Annotated in this window: 16 protein-coding genes; 5 read left to right on the top strand and 11 right to left on the bottom strand. The window is 64.5% G+C overall.

The genetic code is table 11. From position 1 onward, the window contains the following. Positions 1-15: 15 nt before the first annotated feature. From nagZ to IN820_RS21085, 3 genes are read right to left on the bottom strand one after another with little or no spacing between them, the layout of a single operon-like run. Positions 16-1,014, bottom strand: a complete 999-nt coding sequence (gene nagZ / locus IN820_RS21095; RefSeq protein ID WP_193682851.1) for a beta-N-acetylhexosaminidase — start codon at positions 1,012-1,014, stop codon at positions 16-18. A gap of 15 nt (positions 1,015-1,029) precedes the next feature. Continuing rightward, positions 1,030-1,551 (bottom strand): L,D-transpeptidase, encoded by a 522-nt coding sequence (locus tag IN820_RS21090; RefSeq protein ID WP_193682850.1) that lies wholly within the window; start codon positions 1,549-1,551, stop codon positions 1,030-1,032. Between the two features lie 38 nt (positions 1,552-1,589). Further along, positions 1,590-2,297 carry a TetR/AcrR family transcriptional regulator gene (locus tag IN820_RS21085; protein WP_193682849.1) on the bottom strand — a complete coding sequence of 236 codons (708 nt, stop codon included), beginning with the start codon at positions 2,295-2,297 and terminating at the stop codon, positions 1,590-1,592. 200 nt (positions 2,298-2,497) lie between these two features. Between IN820_RS21085 and lexA the strand changes: the two genes are divergently transcribed. Together lexA and sulA are read left to right on the top strand one after the other, a co-directional pair. After that, complete coding sequence (gene lexA, locus IN820_RS21080; protein WP_193682848.1) at positions 2,498-3,106, top strand: transcriptional repressor LexA; 609 nt, start codon at positions 2,498-2,500, stop codon at positions 3,104-3,106. A 10-nt stretch (positions 3,107-3,116) separates the two neighbouring features. Continuing rightward, positions 3,117-3,587, top strand: coding sequence for an SOS-induced cell division inhibitor SulA (gene sulA / locus IN820_RS21075; RefSeq protein ID WP_193682847.1), 471 nt, complete (start codon positions 3,117-3,119; stop codon positions 3,585-3,587). Between the two features lie 75 nt (positions 3,588-3,662). On the opposite strand, the gene IN820_RS21070 is transcribed toward sulA, so the two are convergent. Further along, on the bottom strand, positions 3,663-3,899 hold the full coding sequence (locus IN820_RS21070) for a hypothetical protein (RefSeq protein ID WP_193682846.1): 237 nt from the start codon (positions 3,897-3,899) through the stop codon (positions 3,663-3,665). A 215-nt stretch (positions 3,900-4,114) separates the two neighbouring features. On the opposite strand from IN820_RS21070, the gene IN820_RS21065 reads away from it, so the two are divergent. Continuing rightward, positions 4,115-4,954, top strand: coding sequence for a DMT family transporter (locus IN820_RS21065; protein ID WP_193682845.1), 840 nt, complete (start codon positions 4,115-4,117; stop codon positions 4,952-4,954). 81 nt (positions 4,955-5,035) lie between these two features. On the opposite strand, the gene IN820_RS21060 is transcribed toward IN820_RS21065, so the two are convergent. The 5 genes from IN820_RS21060 to fadB form a co-directional block, all read right to left on the bottom strand. Next, positions 5,036-5,554, bottom strand: a complete 519-nt coding sequence (locus tag IN820_RS21060; protein WP_193682844.1) for a DUF6586 family protein — start codon at positions 5,552-5,554, stop codon at positions 5,036-5,038. 277 nt (positions 5,555-5,831) lie between these two features. Next, positions 5,832-8,432 carry a type I DNA topoisomerase gene (gene topA / locus IN820_RS21055; protein ID WP_193682843.1) on the bottom strand — a complete coding sequence of 867 codons (2,601 nt, stop codon included), beginning with the start codon at positions 8,430-8,432 and terminating at the stop codon, positions 5,832-5,834. A 285-nt stretch (positions 8,433-8,717) separates the two neighbouring features. After that, positions 8,718-8,951: a DUF1653 domain-containing protein gene (locus tag IN820_RS21050; RefSeq protein WP_193682842.1), complete on the bottom strand. Its 234-nt coding sequence runs from the start codon at positions 8,949-8,951 to the stop codon at positions 8,718-8,720. 130 nt (positions 8,952-9,081) lie between these two features. After that, on the bottom strand, positions 9,082-10,257 hold the full coding sequence (gene fadA / locus IN820_RS21045) for an acetyl-CoA C-acyltransferase FadA (RefSeq protein WP_193682841.1): 1,176 nt from the start codon (positions 10,255-10,257) through the stop codon (positions 9,082-9,084). Positions 10,258-10,275: 18 nt separating this feature from the next. Next, the gene (fadB, locus tag IN820_RS21040) at positions 10,276-12,423 is read right to left on the bottom strand and encodes a fatty acid oxidation complex subunit alpha FadB (protein WP_193682840.1); all 2,148 of its coding nucleotides are present in this window, start codon (positions 12,421-12,423) and stop codon (positions 10,276-10,278) included. A gap of 442 nt (positions 12,424-12,865) precedes the next feature. Between fadB and IN820_RS21035 the strand changes: the two genes are divergently transcribed. Both IN820_RS21035 and IN820_RS21030 read left to right on the top strand, forming a co-directional pair. Next, positions 12,866-14,899 carry a S9 family peptidase gene (locus IN820_RS21035; protein WP_193682839.1) on the top strand — a complete coding sequence of 678 codons (2,034 nt, stop codon included), beginning with the start codon at positions 12,866-12,868 and terminating at the stop codon, positions 14,897-14,899. A 258-nt stretch (positions 14,900-15,157) separates the two neighbouring features. Continuing rightward, positions 15,158-15,520, top strand: coding sequence for a YgaP-like transmembrane domain (locus IN820_RS21030; protein WP_193682838.1), 363 nt, complete (start codon positions 15,158-15,160; stop codon positions 15,518-15,520). A 208-nt stretch (positions 15,521-15,728) separates the two neighbouring features. On the opposite strand, the gene acs is transcribed toward IN820_RS21030, so the two are convergent. Both acs and IN820_RS21020 read right to left on the bottom strand, forming a co-directional pair. Beyond that, on the bottom strand, positions 15,729-17,684 hold the full coding sequence (gene acs, locus IN820_RS21025; RefSeq protein WP_193682837.1) for an acetate--CoA ligase: 1,956 nt from the start codon (positions 17,682-17,684) through the stop codon (positions 15,729-15,731). 432 nt (positions 17,685-18,116) lie between these two features. Next, on the bottom strand, positions 18,117-19,115 hold the full coding sequence (locus tag IN820_RS21020) for a DctP family TRAP transporter solute-binding subunit (protein ID WP_193682836.1): 999 nt from the start codon (positions 19,113-19,115) through the stop codon (positions 18,117-18,119). Positions 19,116-19,227 lie beyond the last annotated feature (112 nt).

Raw genomic sequence — 19,227 nt, 5'->3', positions numbered from 1 at the left:
TTGGCAGAGAGTGCGTTATTCGACGAGACCGGCGGCTTTCAGCGCACCGAGGGATGCGAGCCAGCGCGGATGCTGCTTGTAGTCCAGCGCCTCGGCCGCCCGACTGCGCATCCGCGCCAGGGCCGGCGAAGGCCGGGCTCCGAGGCGCTGCAACGCGGTTAGGGCCGATTCGGCGGCGGCGCGATCATTGCACACCAGCCCCATGTCGCAACCGGCGCCCAGTGCGGCCTGGATGCGCTCGGCCGCGTCACCGGCGACGTGCGCGCCGGCCATCGACAGGTCGTCGCTGAAGATCACGCCGCGAAAGCCGAGTTCGCCACGCAGGACGTCCTGCAGCCAACGGCGCGAGAAGCCGGCCGGCTGCTCGTCGACCTGCGGATAGATCACGTGGGCCGGCATCACCGCATCGAGCGTCGCGCTCAATGCGCGGAAGGGAATCAGGTCGTATGCGCGGAGCGCGTCCAGGCTGCGCTCGTCGAGCGGAATCGCCACATGGGAGTCGGCCTCGGCCCAGCCATGGCCGGGGAAATGCTTGCCGGTGGCCGCCATCCCGGCGGCGTGCATGCCGGCGATGAAGGCCTTGATCAGTTCCACTGCGCGCTGCGGATCGCCCTCGAAGGCCCGGGTGCCGACCACCGCGCTGCGCTGGTGATCCAGATCGAGCACCGGCGCGAAGCTGAAGTCCAGGCCCACCGCCAGCACCTCGGTCGCCATCACCCAGCCACAGGCTTCGGCCAATTGGCGTCCATCGGCGCGGCGGGAAAGCTCGCGCATCGCCGGCAGCCGGACGAAGCCCTGGCGCAGCCGCTGCACGCGGCCGCCTTCCTGGTCCACCGCCAGCAGCAGATCGGGGCGCAGCGCGCGAATCGCCCGGCACAGCTCCTGCACCTGCCGCGGATGCTCGATATTGCGAGCGAACAGGATCAATCCGCCGACTTCCGGCTGGCGCAGCAGGTGGCGATCCTCGGCGGTCAGCCAGGTGCCGCCGATATCCAGCATCAATGAACCTTGCATGAAATGAGCGAATCCTCAGTCGAGTTGGGCAGCGGCCCAGGCCGGGCAGGCGGCCTCTTCGATGCGCACTGCGCAGTGGGCCGGCACCAATGGGAAGAGAGCCAACAGATCCGCATTGCGCAGGCGGATGCAGCCGTGGGACAGCGGCACGCCCATGGGCTCGGGGTCCGGCGTGCCGTGCAGGTAGATATAGCGGCGAAAGGTGTCGACCCCGCCGAGCCGGTTCACACCGGGTTCGCAGCCACTGAGCCAGAGAATCCGGGTGAGAATCCAGTCGCGGCCGGGAAACTGCGCGTGCAGCGCCTCGGACCAGACCTCGCCGGTCCAGCGCCGTCCGCGCAGCACCGCCCCCGCCGGCAGCCCGTCACCGATACGCGCGCGCACCTGATGCAGACCGCGCGGCGTGCAACCGGAGCCATTGCGCTCGCCGACGCCGTTGCGCGCGGTGGAAACCGGCAGGCGAAGGCGCAGCCGGCCTTCGGCGAAGCCGTACAGCCGCTGGTCGGCGATGGAGACGTGCAGCAGATCGAGAGTCATAGCGGCTAGCTTATCCGATAGGCCGCCGGCCTTGTAGCTCAAGCCTTGGTCGGCATCGCCACCGCGTTGCGCCTGGCCACCGGCTGCGCCTGCGCGAGCGAGGGATCCTCGACCCCGCTATCGGCACGCATGCCCGCCGCGAGGAAAGGCACCATCATGCGCATGACCTGCTCGATGGTGGTCCTGACGCCGAAATCGTTCTCGGCGATCGCTCGCAGCGCCTTGATACCCGACATGCTGAAGGCCGCGGCGCCGAGCATGAAATGCACGCGCCAGAACAGTTCGATGGGCGGAATCGCCGGTGCCGCCTCGTGCACCTTGAGCATGTAGCGACGGAACACCTTGCCGTACATGTCTTCGAGATAACGCCGCAGGTGGCCCTGGCTCTGGCTGAAGGACAATCCCAGCAGGCGCATGAAGATCGACAGGTCATCCCCGCTGCGCGGCTTGACCGCCAGCGCCTGCTCGACGAGGATTTCCAAGAGCTCTTCCAGCGTGTCCGGCTTGCTCGTCAAGGCCTCGCGGCGGTCCAGCTCGCGTTCGAGGCTGGCACAGAAGGGCCCGAGGAACCGCGAGAAAACCGCCTGGATCAGCGCCTTCTTCGATCCGAAATGGTAGTTCACCGCCGCCAGGTTGACCCCAGCCTTGCTGGTGATCAGGCGAAGCGAAGTCTCGGCGAAGCCTTTTTCCGCGAACAGCTGTTCCGCTGCATCAAGAATGCGCTCAACTGTTTCCGACTGCGCCATGCCCCCTCCGAAAGACAAACACCTGTTTGAAACTTACGTTTCACCCACCCGCAAGTCAACCACGAAAGCCCCCGCGACACTAGCATCATCGTCGCAGGGCCCTCCCCGACCGTGTAGCGACGCGCCCGGCGAAACAGTCATTGCCAAGGCCGGATCACTGTATATAATCCCAGTCACTGTATAAAAGAACAGAGACCGCCATGATCAAGCTGACGCCTCGCCAGTCGGAAATCCTCGCCTTCATCAAGCGTTGCCTGGAAGACAACGGTTATCCGCCTACCCGCGCGGAAATCGCCCAGGCGCTCGGCTTCAAGTCCCCCAACGCGGCCGAGGAGCATCTCAAGGCTCTCGCTCGCAAAGGCGCCATCGAGATGACGCCCGGCGCCTCGCGCGGGATACGTATTCCCGACTTCGAACCCGCCACCCAGGATTCCGGCTTGCCGATCATCGGTCGCGTCGCGGCTGGCGCGCCGATCCTGGCCCAGCAGCATGTCGAGGAATCCTGCCAGATCAACCCCGCTTTTTTCCATCCACGCGCCGATTATCTACTGCGCGTTCGTGGCATGAGCATGAAGGATATCGGCATCTTCGATGGCGATCTGCTGGCCGTGCATACCACCCGTGAAGCGCGCAATGGCCAAATCGTGGTCGCGCGGGTCGGCGACGAGGTCACCGTGAAGCGCTTCAAGCGCGACGGCAAGAAAGTCTGGCTGCTGGCGGAAAACCCGGAATTTGCCCCCATCGAGGTCGATCTCGAACATCAGGAATTGGTGATAGAAGGCTTGAGCGTCGGCGTCATACGCCGCTAAGGAGAAGTTCATGCAGTATCAGACCAGCACTTCCCGACCACAACTTTCCCTGTTCGATGGCATCATCGCCCATAGCCTGACGCCCTTCGGCGAGATGAAGCCACGCAGCAAGCCCGAGCAGGAATACCTGAGCGAGCTGAGCCTCAGCGGCAGCAGCGAACATTGCCACCTGCTGCTCGCGCCCATCCTGCGCGAACTCGGTGATGCGGCGGACAGCCGCTGGCTGACCCTGATCGCCCCGCCCGCCTTTCTCTCGCAGAACTGGCTGCGCAAGTGCGGGCTGAACCGTGAACGCATCATCCTGCTGCAACCGCGCAATGCCGAAGGTGCACTGGCCCTTGCCTGCAAGGCACTCGCTTCGGGTTGCAGCCATACCGTCATCAGCTGGCTCGGGCAACTCGACGCCGCCACCCGCTACAGGCTGCGCACGGCCGCCGCGCTTGGCGAAGCGCAAAGCCTCAATATCCGCCTGGGTTGTTGAGCCGCAAAGCACAGGGAATGTGCTGCCCCTCCCCCGAAGCAGGCCCTCGACCTGCTGCCACCGACCGCCACCGGCTCAATGCAGAACGCGCGGTTGCTCGTCCTCCCGTTCGAAATCGCCTTCCGTCATGCGGCCGGCCATCTGCACCCCGACATTGAACATTGCCTTGGCGATCTCCACATGCTGCCCCTGCAGGAACAGCTTGGCATCATCGGAGAAATCCAGCGTGACCAGCACCTCCTCGTCCTCGGCGCGACGAAGCACGATGCGCCCGTCCGGTAGCTCGACGATTTCCAGAAAAGATGTAGGCATGGATCAGCTCCGCGTGAAAGGCGGCATTGTAACAGCCGAGTACCGACAGAACAGCTTTTGGCCGACCGAAGCAGGCCCTGAGCCATCCGACAACCATGCGCTCTTGATACGAATGAATGAAAGCGCTCAATGAAAAGCAGCATGCAAGTCGGGATGTCGACAACGTAGCATGTAGCAAAAAACGGGCGTATGGATGCGCCCCGAAAGGACTGCCCATGACGACTCGTACCCTGCTGCTCACCGCCCTCGCCATGCTTGCATTCGCGGGCAACTCGATACTCTGTCGCATCGCCTTGAGGGACACCGGCATAGACCCCGCCAGCTTCACAGGGCTGCGCCTATTCGCCGGAGCGCTGACACTCTGGTTGTTGCTGCGTATCGGCCAGGCCGGCGAACCTCTGCGCGGGGACTGGTTCAGCGCGCTTGCCCTGTTCGTCTACGCCGCGAGCTTTTCCTTCGCCTATCTCAGTCTGGACGCGGGCGCCGGCGCATTGCTGTTGTTCGGTGCGGTACAGCTGAGCATGCTGGCCTGGGGGGCGCTGCGGGGCGAACGGTTCAGTCCTGGACAGATAGGCGGGCTGCTGCTCGCCCTCGGCGGACTACTGGTACTGCTGCTGCCGGGCAGCCGCGCGCCGGCGCTCGATGGCGCCATGCTGATGCTGCTGTCCGGCGTGGCCTGGGGCGTATATTCACTGCGGGGGCGCGCAGCCAGCAACCCGCTCGCGGCAACCGCCGGCAATTTCGTCAGGGCCGCTCCGCTCGCCGCGCTGCTGTGCCTGGCGTTGATGACGCAACGGCAGTGGGACCCGGCTGGCGTGATCTATGCGCTACTCTCCGGCGCGCTGACTTCCGGAGTCGGCTACGCCATCTGGTATGCGGCCATGCCTGGTCTGGCAGCGATACAGGCCGCCAGCGTACAGCTCAGCGTGCCGTTGCTTACCGCTCTCGCCGGTGCCCTGCTGCTGGGCGAGCCCGTGACGGCGACGCTGATCGTGTCCGGCGCGGCCATCCTCGGCGGCATCGCGCTGGTATTGCTGATCAGGCCGCGAGGTTAGGAATGAGCGGCATTGCCGGGCCTATTGTCGAACTGAAACTGGCCGTTCCAAGGTCGTGATAGCGGCACCCCCGCGAAGCGCTCACCACTCGGTGAGCGATTCGCGAAAACGCAACGCCAGCCCTTTCAGGTTCTGCCGCCAGGCTTCCAGTTCGGCCCGTGGCAAGGGAGGAATATCCTCTTCGAGGCTGACCGCCTCGATCAGCGGCTGGCGCGGATCGCTCTTGGCCTTCGCAGGCGGACGCGGCGCCGCGAACAGCGCGCCGTAGGCGCCGAGCAACCGGGACAGCCAGGTGTCCGGCTGCTCGGACAGTTCCACCAGCTCGGCGAGTTCAGGACTCGGTGCCGCTTCGAGCATGCCACGGGCGAGGAACGCCTCCACCGCGCGGGCATCCGCGCCGGGCGTGCGATAGTACCCGGCGATTTCGTGGCACAGCCCCAGCAAGGCGCCATAGAGGTGGAACAGGCAGGCCTCGCGCTCGGCCTGGATCAACCCCTGGGAATTCAGCGACGCGGCCTCTTCGGCCTTGCGCCAGCCATCCAGCGACAGACCGGCGAAAAAGATCTTCTGGTTGGTGCGGGTGTAGAGCTCGTAAGCCATGGGATGCTCTCCGAAAGGGGGGTGTTGCCAGGGCAATCGCGCCTATGGCGTCATTTCGCAACGGCCACTCGAGAAAAGCGCTGGAAACCGGAGCCGGTGTTCGCCCAGCCCCGGGCCGCTTGTCGTCCAGCCTCCAGCGCTGTTTCCGGCTCTTCGAGCACATGGCGCGATTGCCCCGGGGTTGTTGCGAAGAATGAACCCTCGCGCGGCGTCGCGCCAGACCACGACAGCACAACCGCGACGCCGCCCCGTAGCCGGATAGGCTCCGCAAGAGCCATCAGCGCTTGTCTTCGACCTTCCACTTGCCGCCGTCGTAGAAGGCCTTCCAGCCGGTGGGCTTGCCGCTGACTTCGGACTGCACGTACTGTTCCTTGGTCTTGCGGCTGTAGCGGATCACCGCCGGGCGGCCTTCCGGATCCTGCTGCGGTGCGTCCAGCAGGAAGTGGTACTTGGGATCGATCTCGTCCCTGTGCGGAATCAGCTCCTGCACCAGCGGCGCGCGGGTTTCGCGGTTCTTCGGGAACTGGCTGGCCGCCAGGAACAGGCCGGACGCGCCGTCACGCAACACGTAGGTGTCGTCGACCTTCTCGCACTTGAGCTCCGGCATCTTCACCGCGTCCATCTTCGGCGGGGCGGGCTCGCCGTTCTTCAGCAGCTTGCGGGTGTTCTTGCACTCGGCATTGGTGCAACCGAAGAACTTGCCGAAACGGCCGGTCTTGAGCTGCATCTCGCTGCCGCACTTGTCGCACTCCAGGCTCGGGCCTTCGTAGCCCTTGATGCGGTACTGGCCTTCCTCGATCTCGTAGCCGGAGCAATCCGGGTTGTTGCCGCAGATGTGCAGCTTGTGCGTCTCGTCGAGCAGGTAGGCGTCCATCGCGGTGCTGCAGATCGGGCAGCGATGCTTGCCCAGCAGCACCCGGGATTCGGATTCGCCCTCGTCGTCGGCGGCGATCTCGTCGCCGGGGATCAGGTTGACGGTGGACTTGCAGCGCTCCTTCGGCGGCAGGCTGTAGCCGGAGCAGCCGAGGAACACGCCGGTCGAGGCGGTGCGGATCATCATCGGCCGACCGCAGACCTTGCACGAAATGTCGGTCAGCGTCGGCTGGTTGGCGCGCATGCCGTTCTCGCTGGCCTCGGCGACGTCCAGCTTCTTGCGGAAATCACCGTAGAACTCGTCGAGCACGTGCTTCCAGTCGCGCTCGCCCTGGGCGACGTCGTCCAGGTGCTCTTCCATGCCGGCGGTGAAGCCGTAGTCCATCAGGTTGTTGAAGCTTTCGGAAAGACGCTCGGTGACGATGTCGCCCATCTTCTCGGAATAGAAGCGACGGTTGTGCAGCGAGACATAACCGCGATCCTGAATGGTCGAGATGATCGCCGCGTAGGTCGATGGCCGGCCGATGCCGCGCTTTTCCATCTCCTTGACCAGGCTGGCTTCCGAATAGCGTGCCGGTGGCTTGGTGAAGTGCTGGCTCGGGTCGAGCTTGAGCAGCTTCATGTCGTCGCCCTTGTTCATCTCCGGCAGTACGTCGTCTTCGCCGGACTTGCTCTGCTGCGGCATGACCTTGGTGTAGCCGTCGAACTTGAGGATGCGGCCCTTGGCGCGCAGCTCGAAGTCACCGGCGCTGACCGTCACGCTGGTGGACAGGTACTGCGCCGGTGGCATCTGGCAGGCGACGAACTGGCGCCAGATCAGCTCGTACAGGCGCTCGGCGTCACGCTCCATACCGGACAGCTGGTTGGGCCGCAGATTGACGTCGGACGGGCGGATCGCCTCGTGCGCCTCCTGGGCGCCCTCCTTGCTCGAATAGACGTTCGGCTTTTCGGGCAGGTACTTGTTGCCGAACTCGTCCTCAATGAAGCCGCGCACCATGCCGATCGCATCGGCCGAGAGGTTGGTCGAGTCGGTACGCATGTAGGTGATGTAGCCCGCCTCGTAGAGACGCTGGGCCATCATCATGGTCTTCTTCACGCCGAAGCCGAGGCGATTGCTGGCCGCCTGCTGCAGCGTCGAAGTAATGAAGGGTGCGGACGGCTTGCTGCTGGTCGGCTTGTCTTCGCGTTTGCTGACGCTGTAGCGGGCGTCCTTGAGCTTCTCCAGCGCGGCAGTGGCCTGCGCCTCGTTCAGCGGCTTGAAGGCTTCGCCGTTCTCGCGCGCGACTTCGAAACGCACCTTGGCCTGCTGCGCGGTCGCCAGGTCGGCATGCACTTCCCAGTATTCTTCCGGCACGAAGGCGCGGATCTCGCGCTCGCGCTCGACCACCAGCTTCACCGCCACCGACTGCACACGGCCGGCGGACAAGCCACGGGCGATCTTCTGCCAGAGCAGCGGCGACACCATGTAGCCGACCACGCGGTCGAGAAAGCGACGAGCCTGCTGCGCGTTGACTCGATTCAGATCAAGTTCGCCAGGCTGCGAGAACGCTTCCTGGATCGCCTTCTTGGTGATCTCGTTGAACACCACGCGCTTGTAGCGGCCGTCATCGCCACCGATGGACTCGCGCAGGTGCCAGGCGATGGCCTCCCCCTCTCTATCCAAGTCGGTCGCGAGATAGATGGTGTCGGCTTCCTTGGCCAGGCGGCGCAACTCCTCGATCACCTTCTCCTTGCCGGGCAGGATCTCGTACTTGGCCTTCCAGCCGTGCTCCGGGTCGACGCCCATGCGCGCGACGAGCTGGCGCTTGGCCTTTTCCTTGGGCGACAGCACAGGCGCCTCGGCGGCGGCCTTGCCGCGCTTGACCGGCTCCTTGCTGGCCGAGCCGCTGGTGGGAAGGTCGCGGATATGGCCGATACTCGACTTCACCACGTACTGGTTGCCCAAATACTTGTTGATTGTCTTGGCCTTGGCCGGTGATTCCACGATGACCAGCGATTTACCCATGGAGAGGAGAGTTCCTGAATCGAGAGGTGAACAGAGGCGGCGCCTTTCGGCAGTTCGAATACCAATGCCAGCGGCAGTCGGCAAGGCATCAGCGAACGCTAGCGTGGAATTTGCGAACGGCGGCCCACAAGCCCACTCGTTCTCCCCGATAACGCCTGGCGCGAATCAGCACCACTGAATGCCCGTGAACCGGACGCTGAAGTTTTCGCTCTGTCTAAAAAGCACCGCTATATATAGTGGCGATGGAGCTGAGGTCAAGCGCGAGGCTGCTGGCCGCATGCCGGCTCAGCCCTCAAAGAGGCTCGGTTCGGCCTCGATCAGCGCGAACCGCGGAACGGTTTCGCCGTCAACCTCGACGGTTTCGCTGAACATCGACAACGGGCGCACCCAGAGGCCGTAATCCCCGTAGAGCGCCTGGTAGAACACCATCCACTCCTCGGTCTCGGAATGCCGCGCCACGGCGAATACGCGATATTCAGGCCCCTTGTAATGGCGATAACGCCCCGGCTGCAACTGCATGCCTACCTCCCCGCAAACACAAAAAAGAAAAACCGGGGCACCAGGCCCCGGCTTCCATGCACCGGCTGAACATGTTCCCGCAAGCTAGCGGAATGGCTGTCAGCCTAGCGCAGTCATTTGCATCTGTCTGTCAGACGCGCTCGAAGACCGTACTGATCCCCTGGCCCAGACCGATACACATGGTGGCGACACCGAGCGTGCCGCCGTTCTGCTTCATCACGTTCAGCAGAGTGCCGGAGATACGCGCACCGGAGCAGCCGAACGGGTGACCCAGCGCAATGGCGCCGCCGTGCAGGTTGACCTTCTCGTCCATCTTGTCGAGCAGCTTGAGGTCCTTGAGCACCGGCAGAGCCTGCGCCGCAAAGGCTTCGTTGAGCTCGACGTGGCTGATGTCGTCCATGGTCAGGCCGGCGCGCTTGAGCACCTTCTGGGTGGACGGCACCGGACCGTAACCCATGATCGCCGGGTCGACACCGGCCAGCGCCATGGCACGAACCACGGCCATCGGCTGGATGCCGAGATCCTTGGCGCGCTGGGCGGACATGACGATCATGCAGGAAGCGCCGTCGGTGATCTGCGAAGACGTACCCGCCGTCACGGTGCCACCCTTCGGGTTGAAAGCCGGCTTCAGCGCCGCCAGGCTTTCCAGCGTGGTATCCGGACGGATGGTTTCGTCGTAGTCGAAGACCTTCAGGAAGCCGTTCTCGTCGTAGCCTTCCATCGGGATGATCTCGTCCTTGAAGTTGCCTTCAACGGTGGCCTTGTGCGCCAGACGGTGCGAACGCTCACCGAAGGCGTCCTGCTGCTCGCGGCTGATGCCATGCATCTTGCCCAGCATTTCGGCGGTCAGGCCCATCATGCCGGAGGCCTTGGCGGCGTACAGCGACAGCTGCGGGTTCGGGTCGACGCCGTGCATCATGCCGACGTGGCCCATGTGCTCCACACCACCGATGACGAACACATCGCCGTTGCCGGTCTGGATCGCCTGCACGGCGGTGTGCAGGGCGCTCATCGACGAACCGCACAGGCGACTGACGGTCTGTGCGGCACTGGTGTGCGGAATGCGGGTCAGCAGCGAGGCCATGCGGGCGATGTTCCAGCCCTGCTCGAGGGTCTGGTTCACGCAGCCCCAGATCACGTCCTCGACTTCGGCCGGGTCGATCTTCGGATTGCGCGCCAGCAAGCCGTCGATCAGCTGTGCGGACAGGGTCTCGGCGCGGGTATTACGGTGCATGCCGCCCTTGGAGCGCCCCATCGGGGTACGGCCGAAGTCGACGATGACTGCGTCTCTTGGATTCAGGCTCATGAATTCTCTCTCCCTCGATTAACCGTAGAAGCGCTGGCCGTTGGCAGCCATCTCGCGCAGCTTCGCGGTCGGGTGGTACAGCGGGCCCAGGTCGGCGTACTGGTCGGCCATCGCGACGAACTCGGCGACGCCGATCGAATCGATGTAGCGCAGCGCACCACCACGGAAGGGTGGGAAGCCGATGCCATAGATCAGGCCCATGTCGGCTTCGGCGGCGGTCTCGACGATGCCGTCTTCCAGGCAGCGCACGGTTTCCAGGCACAGCGGGATCATCATGTAGTTGACGATGTCCTCGTCGGACAGCTCGCGCGTCTCGGCGACGATCGGCTTGAGCAGCTCGTAGGCCTCGGGGTCGACCACTTTCTTCGGCTTGCCCTTCTTGTCCATTTCATAGGCATAGAAGCCCTTGCCATTCTTCTGGCCGAGGCGGTTGGCCTCGTACATGACGTCGACGGCGGTCTTGGTGTCGTCCTTCATGCGATCCGGGAAGCCTTCGGCCATCACGTCACGGCCGTGGTGGCCGGTATCCATGCCGACGACGTCCATCAGGTAGGCCGGGCCCATGGGCCAGCCGAACTTCTCCATCACCTTGTCGGCGCGGGCGAAGTCGACACCGTGGGCGATGGCGCGGGCGAAGCCGCCGAAGTACGGGAACAGCACGCGGTTGACCAGGAAGCCCGGGCAGTCGTTGACCACGACCGGGCTCTTGCCCATCTTCTTGGCATAGGCGACGGTGGTGGCAATGGCGGTTTCGCTGGTCTTCTCACCGCGGATCACTTCCACCAGCGGCATCATGTGCACCGGGTTGAAGAAGTGCATGCCGCAGAAGTTTTCCGGACGCTTGAGCGCCTGGGCCAGGTAGCTGATGGAGATGGTGGAGGTGTTGGAAGCGATGATCGCATCTTCGCGGACATGCCCTTCCACCTCGGCCAGCACGGCGTGCTTGACCTTCGGGTTCTCGACCACGGCTTCGACGACGATGTCGACATTGCCGAAATCGCCATAGGACATCGTCGGGCGGATCGCGTTGAGCGCCTGAGCCATCTTCTCCGGAGTCAGACGCCCCTTCTCGACACGCTTGCCGAGCAGCTTGGAGGCTTCGTCCAGGCCCATCTGGATACCCTCTTCGCGGATATCCTTCATCAGGATCGGCGTGCCCTTGACCGCCGACTGGTAGGCGATGCCGCCGCCCATGATGCCGGCGCCGAGCACAGCGGCGAGCTTCACGTCGCGCGCCTGCTTGTCGTAGGCCTTGGCCTTCTTCTTCAGTTCCTGGTCGCTGAGGAACAGGCCGACCAGGCTTTCGGCGACCGAACTCTTGGCCAGCTTGACGAAGCCGGCGGCCTCGACTTCCAGCGCCTTGTCACGACCGAAGTTGGCGGCCTTCTGGATGGTCTTGATGGCTTCCACCGGGGCCGGGTAGTTCGGCCCGGCCTGGCCGGCGACGAAGGCCTTGCTGGTTTCGAAGGCCATCATCTGCTCGATGGCGTTGAGCTTGAGCTTGTCCAGCTTGGGCTGGCGCTTGGCCTTGTAGTCAAGCTCGCCGGAGAGGGCGCGCTTGACCAGATCCAGAGCAGCTTCCTGCAGTTTCTCCGGAACGACGACGGCATCCACGGCGCGCACCTTGAGCGCGTCTTCGGCGCGGTTTTCCTTGCCGGATGCGATCCACTCGACGGCATTGTCGACACCGATCAGGCGCGGCAGGCGCACGGTACCGCCGAAGCCCGGATAGATGCCCAGCTTGACTTCCGGCAGACCGACCTTGGCTGCGCTGGACATGACCCGATAGTCAGCGGCCAGGCACATTTCGAAACCGCCACCCAGGGCGATGCCGTTGATGGCGACGACGGTGGGCACGCCCAGGTCTTCGAAATCACTGAAGATCTTGTTCGCTTCGAGGTTGCCGGCGACCAGTTCTTCGTCGGGCATCTTGAAGTTGTCGACGAACTCGGTGATGTCGGCACCGACGATGAACACGTCCTTGCCGCTGGTGACGATCACGCCCTTGACCGATGCGTCGGCCTTGATGGCATCGACGGCCTGGCGCAGATCGTTGAGCGTGAGGCGATTGAACTTGTTGACGGACTCACCCTTGAGGTCGAAATTCAATTCGACGATGCCGCTCTCAAGAGCCTTAACCGTGATGGCTTTACCTTCGTAAATCATCAACTGATCTCCAGGTATGGAAGCTGAACGTTACGTGTCTCACGTCTTCGGCCCTGACTCGGCCGCGCCTTGCGGCGAACGACACCCACCGACACGATAATCCGGGTGACCGGCATCTGCTCTGGCAAACGCTCGATTCATACGCCCGTTTGATTTGGGTCGGCACACCTTCGGGGAAAAGCGCACCATTGTCAATCGGCTGTCTTGTCTAACCGAAAGGGGCCTGCAAGCGGACATTGCGCGACCGTCCGGTCATCATCGACAGCGCCGATTTGCCTGCATTCATTGCGTCGATGATCGCCACGCCGGGCCGACCGAGCGGCTGAAACCGCACCGCACCCACTGAGTCAATCCTAGACGTAGCCGAGCAGGTACACTGCTGCATCTCGCTGCCCCCTGCGCCCACCGCCATCGGGTCGCTGAATCGAATCCGGAGTACTGCATGTCCCAAGCCCCCATTGCCCGCGCCGACACCGGCACCGATCCCTATCGCTGGCTGGAGAATCGCGACGCCGAAGACGTACTGGCCTACCTGAAGGCAGAAAACGCTTACCTCGAAGAACAGCTCGCCGATCAGGCCGAACTGCGCGAAACGTTGTTCCAGGAGATCAAGGGCCGCATCCGCGAAACCGATCTTTCCCTGCCCTCGCCCTGGGGCCCGTGGCTGTACTACCAGCGCACCACGGCTGGCGACGAATATCCGCGTCACTATCGTTGCCCGCGCCCGCTGGACGGTTCGCTGAGCGTCGACGAGAGTGCCGAGCAGCTGCTGCTCGATCCCAATGAACTGGCCGGCGGCGGCTTTCTCTCGCTGGGGGCCTTCAGCATCAGCCAGGATCACGGCAAGCTGGCCTACAGCCTCGACCGCGAGGGCGACGAGATCTACCAGCTGTTCGTCAAGGACCTGGCCAACGGCGAGGTCAGCGCCCTGCCCTTCGACGACTGCGACGGCAGCATGACCTGGGCCAACGACAGCCAGACGCTGTTCTACGGCGAACTCGACGAGACCCACCGGCCACACAAGATATACCGTCATCGCCTCGGCGAGAGCGGCAGCAGCGAGGTCTTCCACGACCCGGACGGGCGTTTCTTCGTGCACTGCTACCGCTCCAGCTCCGAGCGTCAGTTGGTGATCCTCTCCCACAGCAAGACCACCAGCGAAGCCTGGATACTTTCGGCCGACGAGCCGCAGGGTCGCTGGACGTGCCTGGCGCCGCGTCAGGAGGACCACGAGTACTTTCCCGATCACGGTCTGTACGAGGGCCAGTGGAGCTGGCTGATCCGCAGCAACCAGGCCGGGATCAACTTCGCCCTCTACCGCGCCGGCGAGGCGCAGCCGGGCCGCGAGCACTGGCAGGCACTGGTGCCGCACAGCGAGACGGTGATGCTCGAGGACGTCAGCCTGAACGCCGAGGCGATCACCCTGACCCTGCGTGAAAGCGGCCTGCCGGTGATCGAGGTACGCCCTCAGGGCATCCAGCCCTATCGCCTGCAGCTGCCCGATGCGGCTTACAGCCTGCACGTACAGAATTCGCTGGAGTTCACCAGCACGGTGATCCGCCTGCGCTACGAGGCCCTCAACCGCCCCGCGCAGATCCGCCAGCTGACCCTGGCCGACGGCACCCAGGCCGTGCTCAAGGAAACCCCGGTGGAAGGGCCGTTCGACGCCGACGCCTATGAAAGCCGGCGGATCTGGGCCACGGCCGCAGACGGCACGCGGATTCCCATCAGCCTGGTGGCGCGCCGCGACAGTTTCGGCAAACCGGCCCCGCTCTACCTCTACGGCTATGGCGCCTACGGCCACAGTCTCGATCCCTGGTTCTCGCATGCGCGGCTGTCGCTGCTCGACCGCGGTTTCGTCTTCGCCATCGCCCATGTGCGAGGCGGCGGTGATCTTGGCGAGGCCTGGTACCGCGCCGGCAAGCTGGAGCACAAGCCGAACACCTTCAATGACTTCATCGTCTGCGCCGAGAAGCTCCTGGCCGACGGCTACGCCACGCCGCAGCGCCTGGCCATCAGCGGCGGCAGCGCCGGCGGGCTGCTGATCGGCGCGGTGCTCAACCTGCGCCCGGAACTGTTCGGCGCGGCCATCGCCGAGGTGCCCTTCGTCGACGTGCTCAACACCATGCTCAACGCCGACCTGCCGCTGACCGTGACCGAATACGACGAATGGGGCGATCCCAACCATCCGGAAGTGCACGAGCGCATCAAGGCCTATGCGCCCTACGAGAACGTCCGCGCCCAGGCCTACCCGCCTCTGCTGGCGGTGGCCGGCTACAACGACAGCCGTGTGCAATATTGGGAAGCGGCCAAATGGGTAGCCAAGCTGCGCGCCACCCGCGCCGACGACAACCTGTTGCTGCTCAAGACCGAGTTCGGCGCCGGCCATGGCGGCATGAGCGGACGCTACCAGGCGCTCAAGGACGTGGCGCTGGAATATGCGTTCCTGCTCAAGGTGTTCGGCATGGCCGAGTAGCGTCGGGGCACAGCGCGGGGCGCGCACATTGGTTGGGTCGGGCGGCGTTCCGTCGAGGTGCGCAGCGCCGAAGCCCAACGCCACGCCAACGCCAACCGGGGCCAAATCCATTGCCCATTACCACGCCTGTTGGGCTTCGCTTCGCTCAACCCAACCTACGGTTGCCGGATGACATCCGCGGGCTGCCGACCTGTGGCAGCGAACGGGTTCCGTCGGCGAGAGTCAGTCATTGGGAATGCCCTTGTCGGAGCCCACGCAATGAACCACACCTCTTCGAACCGATCCGCACAGAACGTCCATGGCTGGGAGCGCGCCGTCTCCCTCGCCGGTGGCCTGTATTTTCTCGGCAAGGGCCTGCGCCGCGGCGGCCTGGGCGGTCTGCTGCAGCTGGCCATGGGCGGCATGGCGCTGGCGCGCGGAGTCTCCGGCCATTGCGAAGCCAAGCGTGTCTTCAACGAAATCAACGAACAGGCGGGGATGGCCGAAGGCCGCTCCCATCAGTTGCCGCTGGAGCGTTCCGACGCCGAGCAGCAGCAGTTGAACGCCAGTGCCCAGGCCGCCACCGGCAGCGCGACGGTGGTCGGTAGCGACACGCTGAAGACGCCGCCGGCCGGGGTCTAGTGGCCTGCTTGGTTAGCGTGTTGACTCACATTATGTTGTAGGAGCCAGCTTGCTGGCGATCATCGGCGATGGTGACCGGGATCGCCAGCAAGGACTAGGCGTCCCCCAGGCTCCTAGGCTCGTGCGCTTCTCCCGAGTCGAGGCAACGCTGCGAGGGCGCGCATCCCACGGGTTCGGTGTGTGCCTGCCGCTGTCCAGGGAGGCCGCCTCAGGCACGCTCCATGGCCTTGTGAGCGTCGATCAGTTGGTCCACCACGCCCGGGTCGGCCAGCGTGGAGGTATCGCCGAGTGCGTCGTATTCGTTGGTGGCGATCTTGCGCAGCAGCCGACGCATGATCTTGCCCGAACGCGTCTTCGGCAGCCCCGGCGCCCACTGGATCACGTCCGGCACGGCGATCGGACCGATTTCCCGGCGCACCCATTGCTGCAGTTCCTGACGCAGCGCATCCGACGGCTGCACGCCTGAAACCAGCGTCACGTAGACGTAGATCGCCTGGCCCTTGAGCGGATGCGGCACGCCGACCGCCGCGGCCTCGGCGACCTTGGCGTGGGCGACCATGGCGCTCTCGATCTCGGCGGTGCCCATGCGGTGGCCGGATACGTTGAGCACGTCGTCGACCCGCCCGGTGATCCAGTAGTAGCCGTCCTCGTCGCGCCGTGCGCCGTCGCCGGTGAAGTACATGCCGCGGAAGGTCTTGAAGTAGGTGTCGACGAAGCGGTCATGGTCCTTGTAGATGGTGCGCATCTGCCCGGGCCAGGAATCGAGGATCACCAGGTTGCCCTCGGCCGGTCCTTCCAGCAGGTTGCCGAGGTTGTCCACCAGCCCGGGCACCACGCCGAACATCGGCCGGGTGGCCGACCCCGGTTTGAGTGCGGTCGCGCCCGGCAAGGGGCTGATGAGGATGCCGCCGGTCTCGGTCTGCCACCAGGTGTCGACGATCGGGCAGCGCGATTGGCCCACGGTTTCGTAGTACCAGTGCCAGGCCTCGGGGTTGATCGGCTCGCCGACGGTGCCGAGCAGGCGCAGGCTGGAGCCGTCGGCGCCCTGCACTGCCGCCGCGCCCTCGGCCATCATCGCGCGGATCGCCGTCGGCGCGGTGTAGAGGATGTTGACCTTGTGCTTGTCGATGATCCGGGCGACGCGGGTGACGTCCGGATGGTTCGGCACGCCCTCGTACATCAGCGTGGTCGCGCCGTTGGCCAGCGGGCCGTAGATCAGGTAGCTGTGGCCGGTAATCCAGCCGATATCGGCGGTGCACCAGTAGACCTCGCCGGGCCGGTAGTCGAAGACCCGCTCGTGGGTCAGCGCGGCGTACAACAGGTAGCCGCCACAGGTGTGCAGCACGCCCTTCGGCTTGCCGGTGGAGCCGGACGTATAAAGGATGAACAGCGGCTCCTCGGCGCCCATTTCCTTCGGCGCGCAGACTTCGCTGGCGACGCGCATCAGGTCGTCGTAGCAGATGTCGCGATGCGGGTGCCAGCGGATGTCGGCGCCGGTACGGCGGACCACGATGATTTTCTGCACGCAGCGGGTCTGCGGATTGGTCAGCGCCTCGTCGACGTTTTCCTTCAGCGCAATGCGCTTGCCGCCCCGTATGCCTTCGTCGGCGGTGATCACCACCTTCGAGTTGCCGTCGATGATGCGTCCGGCCAGCGCCTCCGGCGAGAAGCCGCCGAACACCACCGAATGGATCGCGCCGATGCGCGCGCAGGCGAGCATGGCGATGGCCGCCTCGGGGATCATCGGCATGTAGATGGTCACCACGTCGCCGCGGTGCACGTCCTGGCCGCGCAGCGCGTTGGCGAACTTGCTGACCTGCAGGTGCAGCTCGCGGTAGGTGATTTCGCGGTGTTCGGAAGGATCGTCGCCCTCCCAGATGATCGCCACCTGATCGCCGCGCGCCTTCAGGTGCCGGTCCAGGCAGTTGGACGAGACATTCAGCGTGCCGTCGGCGAACCACTTGATGTCCACGTGATGATCGTCGAAGGAAGTGCGCTTGACCTCCGTGAAGGGCCTGAACCAGTTCAGGCGCGCCGCCTGTTCCCGCCAGAAGCCGTCAGGGTTGACCACCGACTGTTGGTACATGGCCTTGTAGCCGGCCTCGTCGGTCAAGGACTGGGCGGCCACCTCGGGCCGTACCGGATATAGGGACGCAGCACTCATGGCAGATACCTCGTCTGTCTTGTTGGTTTACAGAGCCCTGTCCAACAGGCGAACCGAACAACCAACCCAAGCGCCTGGCAGACGTTGCATTCGAACCCATCGCGGCGGCAGGCGTTCCACCGCCCTGCGATCAGGTTACCGTGAAGCATAGACCCTGCGCCCGGGCGCCTTGCTGCGGCGCAACGAAAAAGAGCGGCCATGGGCTACTGCTGTTCACTTAAAGCCACAAGCTGGGTGCAGGATCTCGTGTAGGAGCGGGCCATGCCCGCGATCCGCGCGCATGGTCCGCTCCTATGAAGTACTCTCTGTGCTTATCTGAACGGCATTAGGCCATGGGCCGCTCTTCAGAGTTCGCGCTGCGCGCGTGCCCGATCACGGACGATCGAGGGGCTCCGTTGCACCCCCCGGGCGCGAGGAGTCCCTGCGGGAATTTCAGCTTCCGGAATTCGCCGCCTGCGCCGCCTCGATCAGGTCCTTGCCGATCTCGTCCTCGAACTTCTTCCAGGCCGGCTGCACCGCTTCGCGCCACTTGGCGCGCTGCTCGTCGGTGAGCACCAGAATCTCGCTCTTGCCCGAATCGATGACGCCCTGCTTGGCCTTCTCGTTGAGCGCCTCGGCCTGGCGGTTCACCTCGACCGTGACCTCCTCGATGATCGCCTCCAGCTCGCCACGCACGGGCGCCGGCAGGCCGTTCCAGAATCGGGTGTTGGTGATCAGCAGGTAGTTGCCGATGCCGTGATCGGACTCGGTCACGTACTTCTGCACTTCGTGGTACTTCTGGCTGTAGATGTTCGACCAGGGGTTGTCCTGGGCATTCACCACGCCGGTCTGCAGGCCCTGGTAGATCTCGGCGAAGGCCATCTTGCGCGGCACCGCACGCAGCGCGGTGTACTGGGCCGCCTGCAGGTCCGAGGGCTGCACGCGGAATTTCAGGCCGCGGGCATCGGCCGGCTCGCGCAGCGGCTTGTTGGCAGTGAAGTGGCGCATGCCGTTGAGCCAGTAGGCCAGTCCGGTGATGCCCTTGTCCTCCATGGACTTGAGCATCGCACGGCCCTTTTCCGACTGTTGGAAGCGCTGCGCGGCGGCCATGTCGTCGAACAGGAACATCAGGTCGAACAGCTGCAGCTGCTTGGTGTACTGCTCGAGCTTGGAGGGCGCCGGTGCGAGCAGTTGCACCTCGTTCATCAGCAGCGCTTCCATTTCCTTGCCGTCGCCATACAGCGAAGAGTTGGCGAACACCTGCACCTCGACCTGGCCCGGCAGGCGCTCCTCGACGAGCTTCTTGAACATCAGGGCGCCCTGCCCCTTGGGCGTGCTGTCGGCGGTGATGTGGGAAAACTTGATCAGAATCGGATCGGCTTGGGCCGCAAGGACGGTGAACAAGGCCGAAGCGGCGAACAGACGGGTGATGCCACGGGTGAGTCGCGTCATGAGGAGCTCCGTTTTGTAGTTGTGTGAGCCATGTATCCCGGTCGACTCTACTCCGGCACCTGCCCTCGCTGAATTGCTATTTGGCCAAGATCGACTTCGCTGTTGGCGAAGG

This window comes from Pseudomonas lopnurensis (assembly GCF_015070855.1).
In the GTDB taxonomy this organism is placed as follows: Bacteria; Pseudomonadota; Gammaproteobacteria; order Pseudomonadales; family Pseudomonadaceae; genus Stutzerimonas; species Stutzerimonas lopnurensis.
Note: the sequence above shows the minus strand (reverse complement) of the source record. Positions and strands in the feature narration are given on the sequence as shown.

What these genes read in the sequence shown, in the direction of transcription:
- nagZ (WP_193682851.1), bottom strand. Translation starts at nt 1,014, where the DNA reads ATGCAAGGTTCATTGATGCTGGATATCGGCGGCACCTGGCTGACCGCC.
- IN820_RS21090 (WP_193682850.1), bottom strand. Translation starts at nt 1,551, where the DNA reads ATGACTCTCGATCTGCTGCACGTCTCCATCGCCGACCAGCGGCTGTAC.
- IN820_RS21085 (WP_193682849.1), bottom strand. Translation starts at nt 2,297, where the DNA reads ATGGCGCAGTCGGAAACAGTTGAGCGCATTCTTGATGCAGCGGAACAG.
- lexA (WP_193682848.1), top strand. Translation starts at nt 2,498, where the DNA reads ATGATCAAGCTGACGCCTCGCCAGTCGGAAATCCTCGCCTTCATCAAG.
- sulA (WP_193682847.1), top strand. Translation starts at nt 3,117, where the DNA reads ATGCAGTATCAGACCAGCACTTCCCGACCACAACTTTCCCTGTTCGAT.
- IN820_RS21070 (WP_193682846.1), bottom strand. Translation starts at nt 3,899, where the DNA reads ATGCCTACATCTTTTCTGGAAATCGTCGAGCTACCGGACGGGCGCATC.
- IN820_RS21065 (WP_193682845.1), top strand. Translation starts at nt 4,115, where the DNA reads ATGACGACTCGTACCCTGCTGCTCACCGCCCTCGCCATGCTTGCATTC.
- IN820_RS21060 (WP_193682844.1), bottom strand. Translation starts at nt 5,554, where the DNA reads ATGGCTTACGAGCTCTACACCCGCACCAACCAGAAGATCTTTTTCGCC.
- topA (WP_193682843.1), bottom strand. Translation starts at nt 8,432, where the DNA reads ATGGGTAAATCGCTGGTCATCGTGGAATCACCGGCCAAGGCCAAGACA.
- IN820_RS21050 (WP_193682842.1), bottom strand. Translation starts at nt 8,951, where the DNA reads ATGCAGTTGCAGCCGGGGCGTTATCGCCATTACAAGGGGCCTGAATAT.
- fadA (WP_193682841.1), bottom strand. Translation starts at nt 10,257, where the DNA reads ATGAGCCTGAATCCAAGAGACGCAGTCATCGTCGACTTCGGCCGTACC.
- fadB (WP_193682840.1), bottom strand. Translation starts at nt 12,423, where the DNA reads ATGATTTACGAAGGTAAAGCCATCACGGTTAAGGCTCTTGAGAGCGGC.
- IN820_RS21035 (WP_193682839.1), top strand. Translation starts at nt 12,866, where the DNA reads ATGTCCCAAGCCCCCATTGCCCGCGCCGACACCGGCACCGATCCCTAT.
- IN820_RS21030 (WP_193682838.1), top strand. Translation starts at nt 15,158, where the DNA reads ATGAACCACACCTCTTCGAACCGATCCGCACAGAACGTCCATGGCTGG.
- acs (WP_193682837.1), bottom strand. Translation starts at nt 17,684, where the DNA reads ATGAGTGCTGCGTCCCTATATCCGGTACGGCCCGAGGTGGCCGCCCAG.
- IN820_RS21020 (WP_193682836.1), bottom strand. Translation starts at nt 19,115, where the DNA reads ATGACGCGACTCACCCGTGGCATCACCCGTCTGTTCGCCGCTTCGGCC.